The 19,609-nt window shown below is 40.0% G+C and carries 16 protein-coding genes; 15 read left to right on the top strand and 1 reads right to left on the bottom strand.

What is annotated here, in order from left to right:
• Positions 1-129: 129 nt before the first annotated feature.
• The 4 genes from purM to purD all read left to right on the top strand — a co-directional run bounded on the left by purM (position 130) and on the right by purD (position 4,933).
• Positions 130-1,185, top strand: coding sequence for a phosphoribosylformylglycinamidine cyclo-ligase (gene purM / locus ACKVEV_RS14220; RefSeq protein WP_409367023.1), 1,056 nt, complete (start codon positions 130-132; stop codon positions 1,183-1,185).
• Between the two features lies 1 nt (position 1,186).
• Positions 1,187-1,756: a phosphoribosylglycinamide formyltransferase gene (gene purN / locus ACKVEV_RS14215; protein WP_409367022.1), complete on the top strand. Its 570-nt coding sequence runs from the start codon at positions 1,187-1,189 to the stop codon at positions 1,754-1,756.
• 177 nt (positions 1,757-1,933) lie between these two features.
• Positions 1,934-3,460 (top strand): bifunctional phosphoribosylaminoimidazolecarboxamide formyltransferase/IMP cyclohydrolase, encoded by a 1,527-nt coding sequence (gene purH / locus ACKVEV_RS14210; RefSeq protein ID WP_409367021.1) that lies wholly within the window; start codon positions 1,934-1,936, stop codon positions 3,458-3,460.
• A 216-nt stretch (positions 3,461-3,676) separates the two neighbouring features.
• Positions 3,677-4,933, top strand: a complete 1,257-nt coding sequence (gene purD / locus ACKVEV_RS14205) for a phosphoribosylamine--glycine ligase (protein ID WP_409367020.1) — start codon at positions 3,677-3,679, stop codon at positions 4,931-4,933.
• Positions 4,934-5,010: 77 nt separating this feature from the next.
• Here purD and ACKVEV_RS14200 read toward each other — a convergent pair whose 3' ends face one another.
• On the bottom strand, positions 5,011-5,472 hold the full coding sequence (locus ACKVEV_RS14200; protein ID WP_409367019.1) for a hypothetical protein: 462 nt from the start codon (positions 5,470-5,472) through the stop codon (positions 5,011-5,013).
• Between the two features lie 285 nt (positions 5,473-5,757).
• On the opposite strand from ACKVEV_RS14200, the gene ACKVEV_RS14195 reads away from it, so the two are divergent.
• From ACKVEV_RS14195 to ACKVEV_RS14145, 11 genes are all read left to right on the top strand, one after another.
• Positions 5,758-7,479, top strand: a complete 1,722-nt coding sequence (locus tag ACKVEV_RS14195) for an adenine deaminase C-terminal domain-containing protein (RefSeq protein ID WP_409367018.1) — start codon at positions 5,758-5,760, stop codon at positions 7,477-7,479.
• 85 nt (positions 7,480-7,564) lie between these two features.
• Positions 7,565-8,617 (top strand): DUF3048 domain-containing protein, encoded by a 1,053-nt coding sequence (locus ACKVEV_RS14190; protein ID WP_409367017.1) that lies wholly within the window; start codon positions 7,565-7,567, stop codon positions 8,615-8,617.
• A gap of 16 nt (positions 8,618-8,633) precedes the next feature.
• A complete protein-coding gene (locus ACKVEV_RS14185; RefSeq protein WP_004225717.1) occupies positions 8,634-8,954 on the top strand; it encodes a YerC/YecD family TrpR-related protein in 321 nt (106 codons plus the stop codon).
• Positions 8,955-9,063: 109 nt separating this feature from the next.
• Positions 9,064-9,753, top strand: coding sequence for a heptaprenylglyceryl phosphate synthase (locus tag ACKVEV_RS14180; RefSeq protein WP_409367016.1), 690 nt, complete (start codon positions 9,064-9,066; stop codon positions 9,751-9,753).
• Between the two features lie 31 nt (positions 9,754-9,784).
• A complete protein-coding gene (gene pcrA / locus ACKVEV_RS14175) occupies positions 9,785-12,037 on the top strand; it encodes a DNA helicase PcrA (RefSeq protein ID WP_409367015.1) in 2,253 nt (750 codons plus the stop codon).
• Between the two features lie 14 nt (positions 12,038-12,051).
• Positions 12,052-14,049 (top strand): NAD-dependent DNA ligase LigA, encoded by a 1,998-nt coding sequence (gene ligA, locus ACKVEV_RS14170; protein ID WP_409367014.1) that lies wholly within the window; start codon positions 12,052-12,054, stop codon positions 14,047-14,049.
• 97 nt (positions 14,050-14,146) lie between these two features.
• Positions 14,147-15,283 carry a CamS family sex pheromone protein gene (locus tag ACKVEV_RS14165; RefSeq protein WP_409367013.1) on the top strand — a complete coding sequence of 379 codons (1,137 nt, stop codon included), beginning with the start codon at positions 14,147-14,149 and terminating at the stop codon, positions 15,281-15,283.
• A gap of 285 nt (positions 15,284-15,568) precedes the next feature.
• On the top strand, positions 15,569-15,856 hold the full coding sequence (gatC, locus tag ACKVEV_RS14160) for an Asp-tRNA(Asn)/Glu-tRNA(Gln) amidotransferase subunit GatC (protein ID WP_024364473.1): 288 nt from the start codon (positions 15,569-15,571) through the stop codon (positions 15,854-15,856).
• Between the two features lie 24 nt (positions 15,857-15,880).
• Positions 15,881-17,344, top strand: a complete 1,464-nt coding sequence (gene gatA / locus ACKVEV_RS14155) for an Asp-tRNA(Asn)/Glu-tRNA(Gln) amidotransferase subunit GatA (protein ID WP_409367012.1) — start codon at positions 15,881-15,883, stop codon at positions 17,342-17,344.
• Position 17,345: 1 nt separating this feature from the next.
• Positions 17,346-18,773: an Asp-tRNA(Asn)/Glu-tRNA(Gln) amidotransferase subunit GatB gene (gene gatB, locus ACKVEV_RS14150; RefSeq protein ID WP_409367011.1), complete on the top strand. Its 1,428-nt coding sequence runs from the start codon at positions 17,346-17,348 to the stop codon at positions 18,771-18,773.
• A 166-nt stretch (positions 18,774-18,939) separates the two neighbouring features.
• Complete coding sequence (locus ACKVEV_RS14145) at positions 18,940-19,503, top strand: thioredoxin family protein (RefSeq protein WP_409367010.1); 564 nt, start codon at positions 18,940-18,942, stop codon at positions 19,501-19,503.
• Positions 19,504-19,609 lie beyond the last annotated feature (106 nt).

Here is a 19,609-nt window from a genome sequence, read left to right as displayed (position 1 = left end):
GTTTTTTCGCTGAAGATGGAAAGACATTAGGTAAGGATTCATGTCCTCACTTAACGTTAATCATGCATATAGTCGCTACTTGTAAAAGTAAATGACTACTGCGTAAATAATTTAAAGGAGGATCTCTGCATGTCAAAGGCATATGAACAAGCAGGTGTAAATATTGAAGCGGGCTACGAAGCTGTAAAACGCATGAAGTCTCACGTTGAACGGACAAATCGTCTCGGTGTGATGGGGACGTTTGGTGGCTTTGGTGGTATGTTTGACTTGTCAGAACTAAATCTAAAAGAACCTGTTCTTATTTCAGGTACAGATGGTGTTGGGACAAAATTAAAATTAGCATTCATGGTAGACAAGCACGATACGATTGGCGTGGACTGTGTTGCGATGTGTGTAAATGATATCGTAGCACAAGGTGCAGAGCCACTTTACTTTTTAGATTATGTGGCACTTGGTAAAGCGGAGCCAGCTAAAATCGAACAGATCGTCAAAGGCGTTGCAGATGGCTGTGTGCAATCTGGTGCTGCATTAATCGGTGGGGAAACTGCTGAGATGCCAGGTCTTTATGAGGAAGACGAGTATGATTTAGCAGGGTTTGCTGTTGGTGCATGTGAAAAATCGGCCATCATAACAGGTGAAAAGATTGTGGAAGGTGACGTGCTTGTTGGGTTAGCTTCAAGTGGTGTCCATTCAAATGGCTATTCCTTAGTGCGAAAAATTGTTTTCGCTGACAACGGCTTTGCAGTGGATGAAGTAGTAGAAGGTTTTGAAGATTTAGGGCCAATCGGTGAAGCTCTTTTAGTACCGACTAAATTATATGCAAAACCAGTGCTGGCAGCATTACAAACAGCGGACGTACATGGTTGCGCACACGTAACAGGTGGCGGCTTCTATGAAAACCTGCCACGTATGATGCCGGAGGGCTTAGCAACAGAAATTGACTTAGGTTCTTGGCCAGTTCTTCGTATTTTTGAATTTTTAAAGGAAAAAGGTCAGCTTGAAGATAAAGACTTATACAATGTTTTCAATATGGGGATTGGTTTCGTCTTGGCTGTACCAGCAGCAGAAGCGGATAAAGTCATTGCTTCAGCACAAGCGAATGGTGAAAAAGCATACAAAATCGGTCGCGTTGTGAAAGGCGAGGGTGTTGTATTTAACGGCTCACATGATGGGAGCTTAGTGTAATATGACTGCACCGGTTAAAATTGCCGTATTTGCTTCAGGGAGCGGCAGTAATTTTCAAGCTATTCAAGAAGCGATTGACCGAGGCGAGCTTCATGCAAAGGTTGAGCTAGTTGTCACAGATAAACCAGGAGCATATGTCGTGACACGTGCACAACAATTTGGCATCCCAGTACTCGCTTTAAGTCCAAAACAATTTGCATCAAAAGTAGAGTACGAGACTGCTATTGTTGAAGCCTTACGTGAATGTGGTGTGCAGTGGATTGTCCTTGCAGGCTATATGCGTTTAATTAGTGACGTGTTATTGGCGGCCTATCCACAGCGTATCGTCAATATCCACCCATCCCTATTGCCATCCTTCCCAGGGAAAGATGCGATTGGCCAAGCACTCGAGCACGGTGTAAAGGTGACGGGTGTTACGGTGCATTTTGTGGATGAAGGCATGGATACAGGGCCTATTATTGCGCAAGCTGCAGTTGCTGTGATCGAAGGAGATCGCGAGGCAACTGAAACTGCTATTCATAAAGAAGAGCATGTACTTTATACAAAGGCATTACAGCAATTATTAAAGTAGATTAGTAAGTAGTTAGGTTTGGCTGATTGTAACGGGAAATGCTTATGCCCCGTAAGATTCGCTCAAGTTATGATGAACTCCGCTCAAATCGAACGAGTCGTTCAATTAGCACCTAACGCTACTAGTAAGCTAGATATTTTCGTGGCTAAACACGAGACAAATTAGGAGGATTTCGTTGTGACAAAACGTGCATTAATCAGTGTTTCCAATAAAGATGGTATTTTAGAATTTGCAAAAGAATTAGTGGCATTAGGTTATGAAATTTTATCAACTGGTGGGACAAAACAAATGTTACAAGACAATAATGTCGCAGTAACAGCAGTGGATGAAGTAACAAAATTCCCAGAGATTTTAGATGGTCGCGTGAAAACGTTAAATCCAATGATTCACGGTGGACTATTAGGGAAATTTGATGATGCTTCTCATCAAGCACAAATGAATGAGCACGGCATTGAGCCAATTGAAATTGTGTGTGTAAATCTTTATCCGTTTGTTGAAACAATTTCAAAGCCTAATGTAACATGGGATGATGCCATCGAAAATATTGATATTGGTGGACCGACTATGCTCCGTTCTGCTGCTAAAAACCATCAATACGTAACAGTCATTGTAGATAGCAATGACTATGCACAAGTTTTAGAAGAATTAAAAGCAACGGGCGCTACAACAGTTGCAACACGTCGTAAGCTAGCGGCAAAAGTTTTCCGTCACACTGCAGCGTATGATTCGTATATTTCGAATTACTTAACTGAAGAAGCGTTCCCTGAAAGCTTAACGCTTACTTATGAATTAAAGCAAAACTTACGTTATGGCGAAAACCCTCATCAAAAAGCAGCATTTTATCAAAAACGTCTTGGCTCTGATTTCTCTTTAGCATATGCAACGCAATTGCACGGCAAAGAATTATCATATAATAACATCCAAGATGGCAATGCGGCACTGCAAATCGTCAAAGAATTTGAAATGCCTGCAGCGGTTGCTGTCAAACATATGAATCCTTGTGGTGTTGGCACAGGCGTCACGTTAGAAGAAGCTTTTGATAAAGCATATGCAGCTGATTCTACGTCTATTTTCGGTGGAATTATTGCATTAAATATGGAAGTGGATGTGGCTACTGCAGAAAAGTTAAGCCATATTTTCTTAGAGATTATTATTGCGCCATCTTTCTCTCAGGAAGCATTGGACATTTTAACACAGAAGAAAAATATTCGTTTACTCACAATTCCATTCGAGCAAGCGAAAAAAGATCAATTTAACGTTGTCTCTGTTGAAGGTGGCCTGCTTGTGCAAGAGCCAGATCGCTTTGGCTTTGCAGACGCTGACATTAAAGTCGTGACAGATAGAGAACCGACGGCAGAAGAATGGGAAGCATTACAACTTGGCTGGGCGGTAGTCAAACATGTGAAATCAAATGCAATTGTTGTAACCGATTCGCAAATGACATTAGGTGTTGGTGCCGGCCAAATGAACCGAGTAGGTGCGGCAAAAATCGCGTTTGAACAAGCGGGTGACAAGGCGAAAGGTGCTTCGCTCGCATCCGATGCATTCTTCCCTATGAGTGATACAGTGGAAGCTGCACATGCGGCAGGCATTACAGCCATTATTCAACCAGGTGGCTCCATTAAAGACCAAGATTCAATTGATAAAGCGAATGAATACGGCATTGCAATGGTGTTTACAGGCGTGCGTCACTTCAAGCATTAATGACCGGACATACCATAATCAACAAAAAGTAAAATGCCTGTCCTAATAGAAAATAGTATACTGGGCCTTGCTTCTAGTATGCTATTTTTTACTATTTAAATAAAACGTGTAACGAGGGTTGCGACTGCCATAGTGGTCTATGGATAGTGAAGTGGATTTTGGATGCAGAGAACTATTTAGACAGCCCTTACTTTCAAAGAGGAGGATTCACCCAATATGAACGTATTAGTTATAGGAAGTGGCGGTCGTGAACATGCCATTGCCAAACAATTTAGCATTTCTCCATCGGTAGAAAAAGTATTTGTAGCACCAGGTAATGATGGCATGCGTGATGATGTAGAAGTGATCGCTATTGATACAATGGACTTTGCAGGTCTTGCACAATTTGCCAAAGAACATGCAGTCGATTTAACATTTGTTGGTCCAGAGCAACCACTTGCAGAAGGAATCGTAGATTTCTTTACACAGCGCGGCTTACGCATTTTTGGCCCGACGAAGGCAGCAGCACAAATTGAAAGCAGTAAATCATATGCGAAAGAGCTTATGAATAAATATCATATCCCAACAGCCGCACATGCGACGTTCACAGAATCAGAACAAGCAATACACTATATTCAAACACAAGGCGCACCAATCGTTATTAAAGCAGACGGCTTAGCTGCTGGTAAAGGAGTAGTAGTGGCAATGACCGAAGAAGAAGCGATTGCAGCAGTGCAAGATATGATTGGGAATCAGCGTTTCGGTGAATCTTCATCTCGTGTCGTTATTGAAGAGTTCCTTGACGGTGAAGAATTCTCCTTTATGTCGTTTGTCCATAAAGGTCAAATTTATCCAATGGTTATTGCACAAGATCATAAACGTGCATATGACAGCGATAAAGGTCCAAATACAGGCGGCATGGGTGCTTATTCACCTGTCCCACAAATTTCACAGGATGTCGTGGACCTAGCCTATCAAACGGTTGTTGAACCAACAGTTAAAGGTATGGAAGCAGATGGGGTATCATTTACTGGCATTTTATACGCTGGTCTAATTTTAACGAAAAATGGCCCGAAAGTAATCGAATTTAATGCTCGTTTTGGTGACCCGGAAACACAAGTCGTATTACCACGCATGCAATCCGATTTCGGTGCTTTTATGAACGCTTTAATGGATGAAAAACCATTCGATTTACAATGGACAAACGATGCAATGTTAGGTGTGGTCATTGCGGCTGAGGGCTATCCTGGGGATGTAGAAAAAGGTAATGCATTGCCGAATTTAGAAGCGTTATCTGCAACACATGCAGTTTATCATGCAGGCACAAAGTTTGTAGATGGAAAATTTGTAGGGAATGGTGGTCGTGTTTTACTAGTCGCTGCAAAAGCGCCTACCCTACAGGAAGCACAACAACAAGTTTATGCTGGTATTGCCACAGCTGAATGGGATCACTTCTTTTATCGCAAAGATATCGGCTGGCGTACATTTAAATAGTAGTTTATACTGGTAGACTTATCATTTCTCTAAAAAGTAAGGAGCCGTCTCATTTTGCATTGAGACGGCTTCTTTGACTAAGAAGGATTTTGTGCCTTAGTTGTAGAATTTTTACTGTCCGAGGAATTTTGGGTTGAAGTGCTGGTGTCAGAAGAATCGGCTTTTGCTGTCGTTTCTGACGAAGATCCAGTTATAGCAGAGGAGAAATCCTTCATCAGTTTATTGATTTGATCAGCAGACATTGGGTTCTGTTCAGAAGTCATCGAATTTTGCCCAGATGACATAGAATTCTGTTCACTGAACATACTTTGCATAGAGGTGTTCATGGCATTTTCTAAACCAGTGCCCTTCATGGCCTTTAAAGGACAATATTTAAAAATACCTTCCGCCATTTTCATGGCCCCTAATACAATCATTAGTCCGCCTTTCATACAGTTAGGATTTCTAGATACTCTAGCGATACCAAACGCCGTCATACTTGTCCCAAGGGCAAAGCGGCAAAAGGCATTTTTATCACTTAGATTTGCTTGGTGCGTCATATAATTTCCTCCTTTAGTCATAGTGGAAAAAATAAAGCGGGGTGCACTTTGCTTTATGAAAGTGCTGTGTTACGATTGAAACAAGATGATTGCATAAAGCAGCATTATTTAGAGTAACTGAAGCACGGATTTTGAAAGGCGTCAAAAAGTGAGTCCACTTCAAAATGCGTAATCATTACGCATAAGGCGCAATGAGGCAAATAAGCGTTTATGCAATAGTAGTATGTGAATCCAAGTAGGAATTACACAAAGAAATTTTACGCAAATTAGGAAGGAGCGATTTACATGGATCCGACATGGAGAATTTCGGAATTACGTCAACATCTAGCTGTCATAGATGGCAAAAAATCGCCTAATATTGTCTTGAAAAATGCACGTTATTTACATAGCATGTTAAAGCAATGGGTGGTAGGGAACATTTGGATTTCAGGAGACCGTATTGTGTATGCGGGAGATCGAATGCCTCCTTTAATGGAAGGAACTGAAATAGTCGATTGTACAAATAAAACGATTGTGCCTGGCTATATCGAACCGCATGTTCATCCGTTCCAGTTATATCATCCGCAATCTTTTGCTGATTTTTGTGGGCAACTAGGAACAACGACTTTTATTTCGGATAATTTAAGTTTTGTTTTATCTTTAGAGAATAAGAAAGCGTTTTCAATTTTAGATAACTTAAAAAAATTACCATTCTCTTTTTATTGGTGGACACGTTTTGATTCACAAACAGAAATGGTACAAGAAGAAGAGATTTTTTCTAATACATCTATTTTAGAGTGGTTACAACGTGATGATGTATTGTTAGGAGGAGAGCTAACGGGTTGGCCGCGTTTATTGCATGGTGATGACTTAATGTTGTATCGCATGCAAATGGCGAAAGCGCATGGCAAAAAGATTGAAGGTCACTTCCCTGGTGCATCGGAGCGGACTTTAGCGCGCATGAAGTTACTCGGTGCGGATGGAGATCATGAAGCAATGACGGTGGAGGAAGTAGAGCGACGAATTATGCAAGGCTTTGCAGTAACGCTGCGCCATTCTTCGATTCGTCCTGATTTACCGATTCTACTAAAAGGAATCGTAGAAAAACAACTCCCTATTTTCGATCATTTAATGATGACAACGGATGGTTCAACACCTTCATTCCATCAAGATGGTGTTATGGATAAATGTATTCAAGTGGCATTAGATGCAGGTGTCTCACCAATTGATGCTTATCAAATGGCATCCTATAATGTAGCGCGTTATTATAATATGTCGAACTTACATGGGTTTATTGCGACAGGGCGTTTTGCTTCATTAAATATTTTGCAAGATGAATGGCATCCAGTACCGGAAAGTGTATTGTCAAAAGGTGTTTGGTTAAAACGTGATGGTGAACGAGTGCATCGTTTAGCTGAAATCGATTATTCAGCCATCCCTGCTTTTGACTTGGATTTTTCACTTACTGCTCATGACTTCCAATTTTCAATGCCATTTGGAATCGAATTGGTGAATGATGTTATTACAAAACCTTATAATTCATTGATTACAAGAGAAGGACAGCTGGCAAATCACGATGAAAGCTATTTAATCCTTATGAATCGTAGTGGAAACTGGCATGTCAATACAATGATTAAAGGCTTTGCAACAAATGTTCAAGGCTTTGCATCGTCGTATTCCAACACTGGTGATATTTTGTTGATTGGGAAAAATAAAGACGATATGCTGAAGGCCTTCGAAGAAATGAAGGCTATGGGTGGAGGCATTGTTCTTGTAGAAAAAGGTGAAGTCATAGCATCCGTTCCATTAACGATAGGCGGTCTGTTATATCAAGGTGATGTAGAGGACCTTACGGTAAAAGAGCTAGCATTAAAGCAAGCATTAGCAGAACGAGGCTATCGATTAGGTGACGCCATTTACACTTTACTATTTTTACAATCAACGCATTTACCGTATATTCGGATTACACCTAAAGGGATTTTTGATGTCATGAAGAATAAGTTATTATTACCTGCAGTAATGCGTTAGTAGTTGTAGCACACTTTTTGTAGCGCCGAGCAACAGCATTCACATTTACATCAGAGGCGGACTTGATTAAAGGAGAGTAATGCAAGTGTTTAAATCAAAAAAACTTTTAGTTGGCTTGGCATTGAGCGCCTTGTTTATCGGCGGATGTTCTAAAGATGCTTCAGAACCAGAAGAAGACGTAAGTAAAGTAGATGAGGAGCCAGCTATTGAAGAGCCAGTAAAGGAAGAGACAATTACTGCGCCGTTAACGGGAGAGATTGTGAAAGAAGAAGTGACACAGCGCCCTATTATGGTTACCATTAATAATCATCCTGCTGCACGTCCTCAATCAGGCATAGCGGCAGCAGATATTATTTACGAGATGTTAGCAGAAGGCAATGTCACTCGTCTGCTAGCGGTTTATCAAAGCGACTTACCAGAAAACATTGGACCGGTACGCAGTGCTCGCTCGTACTTTGTTGATATGGCAAAGGGCTTTGATGCATTTTATGTAGCACATGGCTATAGCCCAGAGGCGAAGACGATGCTTAGTAATAATGTCGTAGACAATATAAACGGCATGAATTATGATGGTACTTTATTTAAACGTTCTAATGATCGCGTAGCACCACATAATTCCTATATTACGTCTGAAAATATAGTAAAGGGTGCTGAAAAAGTAGGCGCTTCAATGAATTACAGTGAAAAAGTGCATCAGACTTTTTATGAAGCTGATGAACGTGGTAAAATAGGCGTTGAAACAAGTCAAGTTGACATTTACTATGGGAATAGTGAATATTTCCATAATACGTATGTGTATGATCATCAAACAAATCGTTATGGACGACAATCGGCAGGCGTTGAAACAAAGGATATGCTAACAGGCGATGCATTAACATTTGCCAATGTTTTATTTTTTGAAATGAAGCACCAAACAATTGATGATGTAGGTCGCCAAGATATTGATTTAACCTCTGGTGGAAACGCGTATGTATTTCAAAATGGTTATTTGAGAGAAGTAAAATGGGCTAATATCGATGGATTACCAACAGCTGTTGAAGAAACTGGTGAACTTGTGAAGCTAGTTCCAGGAAAGTCATGGGTTCATTTCGTACCAGCTTCACCAGGGTTACAAGCAATGGTGAAAACGCAGCCTTAAGAGGGAGGAAAACTGCATGCAAATCGAAAAAATTCGAGGGCATCAAACAGATCAGTTATTTAAAGCAGTATTAGAACTGAAGGACATTGAAGAATGCTATAAATTTTTTGATGATTTATGTACGATTAGTGAAATTCAATCGTTAGCACAACGCTTTGAGGTAGCACATTTATTACGTTTAAAGAAAACCTATGAATCCATTAAAAAGGAGACAGGGGCAAGTACGGCAACGATTTCTCGTGTACGTCGCTGCTTTGATTATGGTAACGATACATATGATGAAATGTTAGGTCGTTTGTATCCAGATGAAAAGCCATTCCAAGCACCAAAAGAATAGTAAGCAAGCGGCTGGGTAGAGTTTCTGCTCAGCCTTTTTCATTCTTTTGTCGACAGTCATAAGCTATACTTGTAAACGGATAGATAGAAAAAGATAGGTGGTAAAATAGATGGATTATTTACAGTGGAGACATGTGTTCAAGCTAGATCCTGCAAAGGAAATTTCAGATGAAGCATTAGAAAAAATTTGTGAATCAGGAACAGATGTCATTTTAGTGGGTGGAACAGATGGCGTAACATTAGATGGTGTTTTAGATTTACTTGTCCGCGTACGCCGTTTTGAAGTACCAATCGCGCTAGAAATTTCAACGATTGAGTCCGTAACGCCAGGCTATGACTATTATTTCATTCCTACAGTATTAAATAGTGATGATCCGAAATGGATTAAAAACTTGCACCATGAGGCCATTAAAGAATATGGAGATATTATGGTATGGGATGAGTTAGTAGCGGAAGGTTATTGTATTTTAAATCCAAATTGTAAAGCGGCAGAAGTAACACAAGCAAAGACCGATTTATCGGTAGATGATGTGGTTGCTTATGCGCGCATGGCTGAAAATTTCTTTAAGCTTCCTGTATTTTATTTAGAATATAGCGGTGAATATGGCGATACTGAAATGGTACGCGCTGTCAAAAATGAATTACAAAATACAAAGCTATTTTACGGTGGTGGCATAACTTCTACGAAGCAAGCTGCAGAAATGGCACAGTTCGCTGATACAGTCGTAGTAGGGAATATTATTTACGAAGATTTAAAAGCGGCACTTGCGACTGTTAAGGCTGTCAAAAATGCGATATAATTAAGAACAAATGTTTGTAAGGTGGTGCCAAATGGAGCATTTAACAAAAAACTTATTAATAGGAATGAATCCTGAGCAGGAAAAAGCGGTAAAAACGACAGAAGGGCCATTGCTTATTATGGCAGGTGCTGGTTCAGGGAAAACGAGAGTATTAACGCATCGTATTGCCTATTTAATCATAGAAAAAGAAGTATACCCATCTAAAATTTTGGCCATTACGTTCACGAATAAAGCTGCACGTGAGATGCGAGAACGTATCGATGGTATTCTCGGTAATGGAACGGGCGACAGCATGTGGGTATCTACATTCCACTCAATGTGTGTGCGTATTTTACGACGCAATATCGAGCAACTCGGCATATCGCGCAACTTCACGATTTTAGATTCAACGGATCAATTATCTGTTATTAAAAATGTCTTAAAAGATGAAAATATTGATCCAAAGCGTTTTGAACCTCGTGCCATTTTAAATGCCATCAGTTCAGCAAAAAATGAATGCATTACGGCAGATGAATATGCTGGTCAAATCAATGAGCATAACCCATATGAAAAAACAGTTGCGCGTGTTTATAAAGGCTACGAAAAAAGATTACGTCGCAATCAGTCCCTTGACTTTGATGATTTAATTATGACGACCATTACATTATTTAAGCGAGTACCAGAAGTGCTTGAATACTATCAAAATAAATTTCAATATATCCACGTTGATGAATATCAAGATACCAACAAATCGCAATACTTACTCGTACAATTACTAGCGAAGAAATTTAAAAATATTTGTGTCGTCGGGGATTCAGACCAATCGATTTATCGTTGGCGAGGTGCAGATATCGGCAATATTTTATCGTTTGAAAAAGACTATCCAAATGCCAATGTCATTATGTTAGAGCAAAATTATCGCTCAACAAAACGCATCCTCCAAGCAGCAAATGACGTCATTCAACATAATACAAGCCGTTACCCAAAAGAGCTGCGCACAGATAATGCACATGGTGAAAAAATTGCTTTATTCAAAGCTTATAATGAGCAAGAAGAAGCACAGTTTGTTGTCCAAACGATTCAACAGCTGATGGACAAGGAAAATCGTTCATTCGATGATTTTGCCATTTTGTATCGTACGAATGCACAGTCTCGTGTAATGGAGGAAGTGCTTGTAAAATCCAATATGTCGTATCAAATCGTTGGCGGTACAAAGTTCTATGACCGTAAAGAAATAAAAGATTTATTGGCTTATTTACGTCTTATTGCTAACAATGATGATGATTTATCACTTGCACGTATTATTAATGAACCGAAACGCAGCATTGGTGCAACTTCCTTTGAAAAGATGGCGCGCTATGCAATCGATCAAGATCGCTCTATTTTTGATGCGATGAATGACCTTGTGTTTATGGGACTAACAGGAAAAGCCGCGGCTTCAGCAGAGCATTTTTATGCGATGATTAAAGGCTTTACCGAAATGCAAAATTACTTGTCTGTCACAGAAATAGTGGAGCAAGTGATTGAGAAGTCAGGCTATCGCATGATGCTGCAAAATGAAAAGAGCATTGAAGCGGAAAGTCGTTTAGAAAATATTGAGGAATTTTTATCTGTAACAAAGGCGTTTGAAGAGCGTAGCGAGGATAAAAGCTTAATTGCCTTCTTAACGGATTTAGCACTTATTGCAGATATCGATGCGCTTGATAAGGAAGATGCATCGAAAGGCAATATTATTTTAATGACTATGCATGCCGCAAAAGGGTTAGAATTCCCTATCGTTTTCATTATTGGGATGGAAGAAAATATTTTCCCACATTCTCGTTCGTTAGATGATCAAGATGAAATGGAAGAGGAGAGACGCCTCGCCTATGTCGGCATAACGCGAGCAGAGGAACGGTTGTATTTAACATGCGCACAATCTCGCACGATTTTTGGGCGTTCAAGCTTTAATAATGCTTCCCGTTTCTTACGTGAAATTTCAGAGGATATTGTAGAGTCAATATCAAAAGGTGGTTCAAAACCTGAAGTACCATTTGCGTCTAGCAATCGTTCGACAAGTGGTTATCCAAAACGTACACTTGGCGCTCAACAGCATACACAACCCGCAACAGCTCGCCTGCAAGCTACTGGAGGCGACCAATTCGGTTGGAAAGCTGGAGATAAAGCAGTTCATAAAAAATGGGGAACAGGTATGGTTGTCAGTGTAAAAGGTGAGGGTGATAGTACAGAGCTTGATATCGCCTTTCCACAACCAATCGGTATAAAGCGATTATTAGCGCAGTTTGCACCTATTGAAAAAGCGTAAGTGGAGGAACTTAAATGAATGAAATAGAACAGCGCATAGCGGAGTTAAATAAATTATTGCATGAATATGGGCATGCGTATTACGTGCTAGACAAACCGTTAGTAGCTGACAGTGTCTATGACCAGTTACTACACGAACTCATTGCATTAGAAGAAGCGAACCCATCCCTTATTTACCCTGATTCGCCGACACAGCGTGTTGGTGGTGCTGTGGTAGAAGGATTTAAAAAAGTAACACATGACTATCCGATGTTAAGTCTATCGAATGCATTTAATGAAGCGGACTTACGAGAATTTGACCGTAAAATCCGCCAAGCAATCGGTGATCATTTTTCTTACGTCTGTGAACTGAAAATAGACGGTCTTGCCATTTCGCTTAAATATGAGAATGGCGTTTTTGTACAAGGGGCAACACGCGGTGATGGTGTGGTCGGTGAGGATATCACAGCGAATTTAAAAACGATTCGCGCCGTACCTCTGCGTTTAAAAGAGCCGATTACGATTGAAGTGCGCGGCGAAGCGTATATGCCTAAAAAGTCTTTTGAAAAATTAAATGCACAGCGCGTTGAAAACGGTGAGGAATTATTTGCTAATCCTCGAAATGCTGCTGCTGGTTCATTACGTCAATTAGATCCGAAAATTGCAGCAAGTCGCCAACTATCAACCTTCATTTATGCAATTGGAGGAGATGGTGAAGCATACGGTATTGATGGACATGGTGAGATGCTCGACTATTTGGAAGGGCTTGGTTTCCCATCGAATAAAGAACGTCAACGCTGTGCTTCCATTGAGGAAGTCATGACCTTTATCGAAACTTGGACAGAAAACCGTCCAAACTTAGCCTATGAAATCGATGGGATTGTCATCAAGGTAGATCGTTTTGCACAACAGGATGAACTTGGCTATACGGCAAAAAGTCCACGTTGGGCAATTGCTTATAAATTCCCTGCAGAAGAAGTTGTAACAACGTTGCTTGATATCGATTTAACAGTAGGGCGCACTGGCGTCGTGACGCCAACAGCGATTTTGGCTCCTGTACAAGTGGCAGGTACGACCGTGCAACGAGCATCTTTACACAATGAAGATTTAATTCGCGATAAAGATATTCGAATCGGGGATAGCGTCATAATCCGCAAAGCGGGCGATATTATTCCGCAAGTAGTCGGGGTTTTACTAGAACAACGTCCGGAACATTCAGTGCCATATGAAATGCCGGCCAATTGCCCTGTATGCGATAGTGAGCTTATTCGCATTGAGGGAGAAGTTGCCTTGCGTTGTGTGAATCCAGCATGTTTTGCCCAAATTGCTGAGAGCATTAAATACTTTGTGTCCCGTAACGCCATGAATATTGATGGTCTAGGTGAAAAAGTTGTAGAGCAATTGTTGCGCGCTGACCTCATTCACGATGTATCTGATTTATATCAGTTAACAGTGGAGCAATTAGTGGCGCTAGAACGTATGGGTGAAAAATCAGCGACAAACCTCGTGACGGCTATTCAAGCTTCAAAGGACAATTCGATGGAACGTCTACTTATTGGTTTAGGGATACGCCATGTTGGAGAAAAGGCAGCGAAGATTGTTTCAGAGGAGTTTGAGACGATGGAAGCGGTAATGGCTGCAACAGAGGAACAACTTGTCGCCATTCATGAAATTGGCGATAAAATGGCCTCTTCACTTGTAGAGTATTTCGCCAACGAAGATGCTCGCGCTGTTATTAAGCGACTTGCTGAAGCGGGTGTCAATATGACCTATAAAGGCAAAAAAGTGGAGGTAGTCGTTGGTGACAATCCATTTGCAGGCAAGACAATCGTGCTAACTGGTAAACTTGAGCAATTGACACGAAACGATGCAAAGGCGAAAATAGAAGAGTTAGGTGGAATTGTTACAGGCAGTGTTAGTAAGAAAACAGATCTTGTCATTGCAGGTGCCGATGCAGGATCTAAACTAACAAAGGCCGAGCAACTAGGCATTGAAGTTTGGAACGAAGACGACCTAATTGAACAACTAACTTAATAGTTAAAGCACCGACGGAGATGTGCGCCTTAAAATGAGCGTGAACGAAAAAATTATTAAGGACGAATCTGATAATTAGTAAAGGGGTAATACCACAATGATGTCATTTCGACTCATTCCAGCAATTGTAGCTGCTGCAATGCTAGTCGGCTGTGTGCCTTCGGATAAGAAGGAGACAGAGCTTACACAGGAAACGCAACAGGAAAAAGCGGAAACAACGATTATTCCAAGTCTACAGATTGATGAATCTTTTTATAAAACACTAATTCCATATAAAGAAAGCGCAAGCCGTGGATTAGTCGTGTCAAATATTTACACGAAATATGATATGAAGGAAGTCGAAACAGGGTTAATGCGTCTTTCTCAAAATGAGTTTGACACGGAGAATTATTACTTCCAAGAAGGTCAATATTTAGCCGAAAGCACAGTAAGTTCTTGGCTAGCACGTAGCTCACAAACGGATGACGGTTTAAACCCTCCGACAACAGATGCTATGACGCCAGAAGAACGTGCTACAAAGGCGCCAATTTATTTAGCGCATATTGTCGAGCAAAATTATTTAAAGAAAACAGATGATAATAAGGTTAAACTAGGTGGTATTTCAATAGGACTTTCTTTGAATTCTATCTACTATTATCAAAAAGAAAAATATGGTGAATATTACGAAGAGCCTATCCCAGAGTCTGCCCTTATTGAGCAAGGTAAAAAGATGGCGGCTGAAATCGTCTCTCGTATGCGTTCACGTGATGAATTACAAGACGTACCAATTGTTGTCGGTTTATTTAAACAGCAAGCCCGCAATTCCATCGTTCCAGGAACGTATTTTACGTACGGTGTAGCAAAAGAGGGACAAAACGATATTGGCGATTGGCAAGCGATTGACGAACAATATGTGTTGTTCCCAACGGATGATACACACGATACTTATCGAGATGTAAGTAATAATTTCAAAAACTTCAAGCAAGACGTTGATAAATATTTTTCTAACTATACAAGTGTTATTGGCACAGGCTTCTATCAAAATAAAAAAATTCAAAAGTTAAAAATTGAAATTCCAATCCAATTTTTCGGTACAGCCGAAATTATTGGCTTCACACAATATTTGACAGGTGTGCTGATCAATCAATTCGATAATATAAATGTCGAAGTGAGCATTACATCGATTAATGGTCCAGAAGCGTTAATCATTAAAGAAGCAAATGATAAAGACCCTTATGTACACGTTTATGAATAAAAAATAGTCAGCCCTGTGCTGGCTATTTTTTTGCAAAGAATAACACCAATTGGGCTATACTGTTACTTCCGAGATACGAACTTGGTCGAGGAAAGTATGATTCATTCAACAAAAGAAGACAACTGGAGACAACACTTTGTCATAGTAGTGAAAGTTTCTATATTTTTGGTGAAAGTTGTGATTTTTAGTAGGAAAAATGTTATGATTATTGGCATGGTTAACTTTATTCAACCCTATTGTTATCGATAAAAACAATGAATTGGATAGTATTCGGAGGTGTGAACAATGGCAAAATTAACAAAAGAAGAGGTTAAGCACGTTGCGAATTTAGCACGTCTTGCAATTACAGAAGAAGAAGCGGAAAAATTTGCTGAACAACTTGGAAAAATTACTGACTTTGCAGAGCAGTTAAACGAGTTAGATACAACAAATGTTGAACCAACAACACACGTTTTACCATTAGTAAACGTAATGCGTGAAGATGTGGCAACAAAAGGTTTAGACCGCGATGTAATGATGTTAAACGTAAAAGAACAAGAAGATGGTCAAGTAAAAGTACCAGCTATCATGTAATACTAAAAAATAGGAGGATTCCTCATGACGTTATTTGAACGTTCAGCAAAGGAGTTACAAGCTGACATAAAAGCTGGTAACTTAACAATCGCTGACTTAACAAAAGAAGCATATGAACGCGTAACAAAGCTGGATGGCGATGTACAAGCATTCCTTGCTTTAAATGAAGAAAAAGCAACTGCACAAGCAGCTGAAATGGACAAAGTGCCATTTGAAAAACGTGGACCACTTTTTGGTCTTCCTATTGGTGTCAAAGACAATATCGTAACAGAAGGCTTAGAAACAACTTGTGCTTCTAAAATCCTTGAAGGTTTTATGCCAATTTACGATGCAACAGTCGTTCATAAGCTACGCGAAGCTGGTATGATTACAATTGGTAAATTAAACATGGACGAGTTTGCAATGGGTTCATCTAATGAAAACTCATACTATAAAACAACAAAAAATCCATGGAATTTAAATCACGTACCAGGTGGTTCTTCAGGTGCATCTGCAGCAGCAGTAGCAGCAGGAGAAGTGCCATTTTCACTTGGTTCTGATACAGGTGGTTCTATCCGTCAACCTGCAGCATATTGCGGTGTCGTAGGGATGAAACCTACATATGGTCGCGTATCTCGTTTCGGACTTGTAGCATTTGCTTCTTCATTAGACCAAATTGGACCAATTACACGTAATGTTGAAGACAATGCGCTTTTACTAGAAGCTATTTCAGGATTAGACCCTAACGATTCAACTTCAGCAAACGTAGAAGTACCAAACTTCGCAGCAGCACTTACTGGCGATGTAAAAGGCTTACGTATTGCTGTGCCGAAAGAGTTTTTAGGTGAGGGTGTTGGTGAAGCAGCACGTCAATCAGTACTGGATGCATTAGAAGTTTTAAAAGGCTTAGGTGCGACAGTTGAAGAAGTATCACTTCCGCATTCTAAATATGCATTAGCAGCTTACTATATCCTATCTTCTTCAGAAGCGTCTTCCAACCTATCTCGTTTTGATGGTATCCGCTACGGCTTCCGCGCAGAAAACGTGACGAATTTAATGGACCTTTATAAAGAAACACGTGCACAAGGCTTTGGTGATGAAGTAAAACGTCGTATTATGCTAGGTACTTACTCACTTAGCGCAGGTACTTATGATGCTTACTACAAAAAAGCACAACAAGCACGTACGCTTATTAAAGCAGACTACGACAAAGTATTTGAAGACTTTGATGTTATCATTGGACCAACTGCACCAACACCAGCATTTAAAATTGGTGAAAATGTAGATGACCCAATGACGATGTATGCTAACGATATTTTAACGATTCCTATGAACTTAGCGGGCGTACCAGCTATTTCAATTCCATGTGGTTTTGAAAATGGTCTACCATTAGGCTTACAAATTATCGGTAAATACTTCGATGAAGCAACACTTTACCGTGTAGCACATGCGTTTGAGCAAGCTACTACGTTCCATAAAGAAGTTCCTCAAATTTGGGAGGGAAAATAACATGAACTTTGAAACAGTCATTGGTTTAGAAGTACACGTTGAGTTAAAAACTAACTCAAAAATCTTCTCGCCAGCGCCAGCTCACTTCGGTGCTGAACCAAATACAAATACAACAGTAATCGACCTAGGTTACCCTGGTGTCCTTCCTGTGCTAAATAAAAATGTTGTTGATTTCGCGATGCGTGCAGCACTTGCACTGAACATGGAAATCGAACAAGAAACAAAATTTGACCGTAAAAACTACTTCTACCCAGATAATCCGAAAGCTTATCAAATTTCACAATTCGATAAGCCAATCGGTAAAAACGGTTGGATTGATATTGAAGTAGATGGTTATACAAAACGTATCGGTATTACGCGTCTTCATATGGAAGAAGATGCTGGTAAACTAACGCATGCTGGTGACCATTCACTTGTTGACTTTAACCGTCAAGGGACACCGCTTGTAGAAATCGTTTCTGAGCCGGATATTCGTACAGCAAATGAAGCGTACGCTTACCTTGAGAAATTAAAATCGATTATCCAATATACAGATGTTTCAGACTGTAAAATGGAAGAAGGTTCACTGCGCTGTGATGCCAATATTTCTATCCGCCCATATGGTCAAGAAGAATTCGGTACAAAAACAGAGCTTAAAAACTTGAACTCATTCAACTACGTTCGTCGTGGGATTGAGCACGAAGAGTTACGCCAAGCGGACGTATTACTATCAGGTGGCGTAATTGATCAAGAAACACGTCGTTTCGATGAGAAAACAGGTAAAACAATTTTAATGCGTGTGAAAGAAGGAACAGATGATTATCGTTACTTCCCAGAGCCAGATTTAGTGCGTCTGTCAATCGACGATGAATGGCTAGAGCGTGTAAAATCAGAAATTCCTGAACTTCCAGATGCTCGTAAAAAACGCTATGTAGAAGAATTAGGGTTAACACCTTATGACGCTGGCGTGCTTGTTATTTCTAAAGAAATTTCGGATTTCTTTGAAGCGATGGTAGCAGACGGAGCTGACGCAAAACTTTCTGCAAACTGGTTAATGGGTGATGTCTCTGCTTATTTAAATGCGGAACAAAAAGATTTAAAAGATACCGCATTAACACCAGAAAACCTTGGAGGCATGGTGAAGTTAATTACGGACGGTACTATTTCTTCTAAAATCGGTAAAAAAGTCTTTGCTGAATTAGTAGAAAACGGTGGTTCAGCTAATGACATCGTCAAAGCAAAAGGATTAGTACAAATTTCTGATGAAGGTGCATTATTAGCGATCGTAACAGAAGTGTTAGATAACAATGCACAATCAATTGAAGACTTTAAAAACGGTAAGGATCGTGCCATTGGCTTCTTAGTTGGACAAATTATGAAAGCCACAAAAGGCCAAGCGAACCCACCAATGGTTAATAAATTATTACAACAAGAAATTGCAAAACGCTAATTTTTTGTCATAACAATGAGTCAAGAGAGTGTTTCACTTTCTTGGCTTTTTCAATGCAAAGATTGTACATACTAACAAATAGTAGCACTAAATAGTTGTCTAAATAGCGTATTCATAGCAAAATATAGAATAGAACAACCATATCAATGAAAAAGGGGATAAGTATATGAAAACTGAACAACAATATTTTGACGAAGCCATTTCAATTCAACAATATATGGACAATATGTCAACGCTAAAAGAAGACAGCTTCCGTATTTATGATGGCTTTGAAGTCCCAATGAACGATGGTTTCGTAGCTTTATTAAAAGAGAAACAACCAAAAATATTAACAATTACAGAAGATTGGTGCGGTGATGCGATGCTAAATAACCCAATTATTCGCCGTATCGCAGAGGCAGCTGGATTAGACATGCGTGCAGTTTTACGCGATGCAGATACAGACTTAATCGACCGCTATTTAACAAACGGTGGCCGTGCCATTCCAATGTATATTTTGTTAAACGAATCCGGTCATGTGATCGGTAAATGGGGCCCACGTGCACCTGAGTTACAAAATATTGTTGTGACAAAAAGAGCGACTTTACCGGATAAAGAAGATCCAACATTTGAGGAAGCGCAAAAAGCCATTTACGCAGAAATTCGTGAAGAGAATCTGACAACTAAGGCAAATTGGCATTATGTATATGAAGATTTCAAGAAACATGTAACAGCAGCATTACAATCATAGAGCATTTGCTTACATGCAATAGCTAAAGTGCATAAGACGTGTTTGTACAGAGCATCGTGCTAGTTTACGGTGTCGCACTGCGTATTTAATGACCAATGCAACAATT

Source organism: Lysinibacillus sp. 38-6, assembly GCF_046245175.1.
Lineage (GTDB): Bacteria > Bacillota > Bacilli > Bacillales_A > Planococcaceae > Lysinibacillus.
This window is presented reverse-complemented; position numbering and strand designations above follow the sequence as displayed.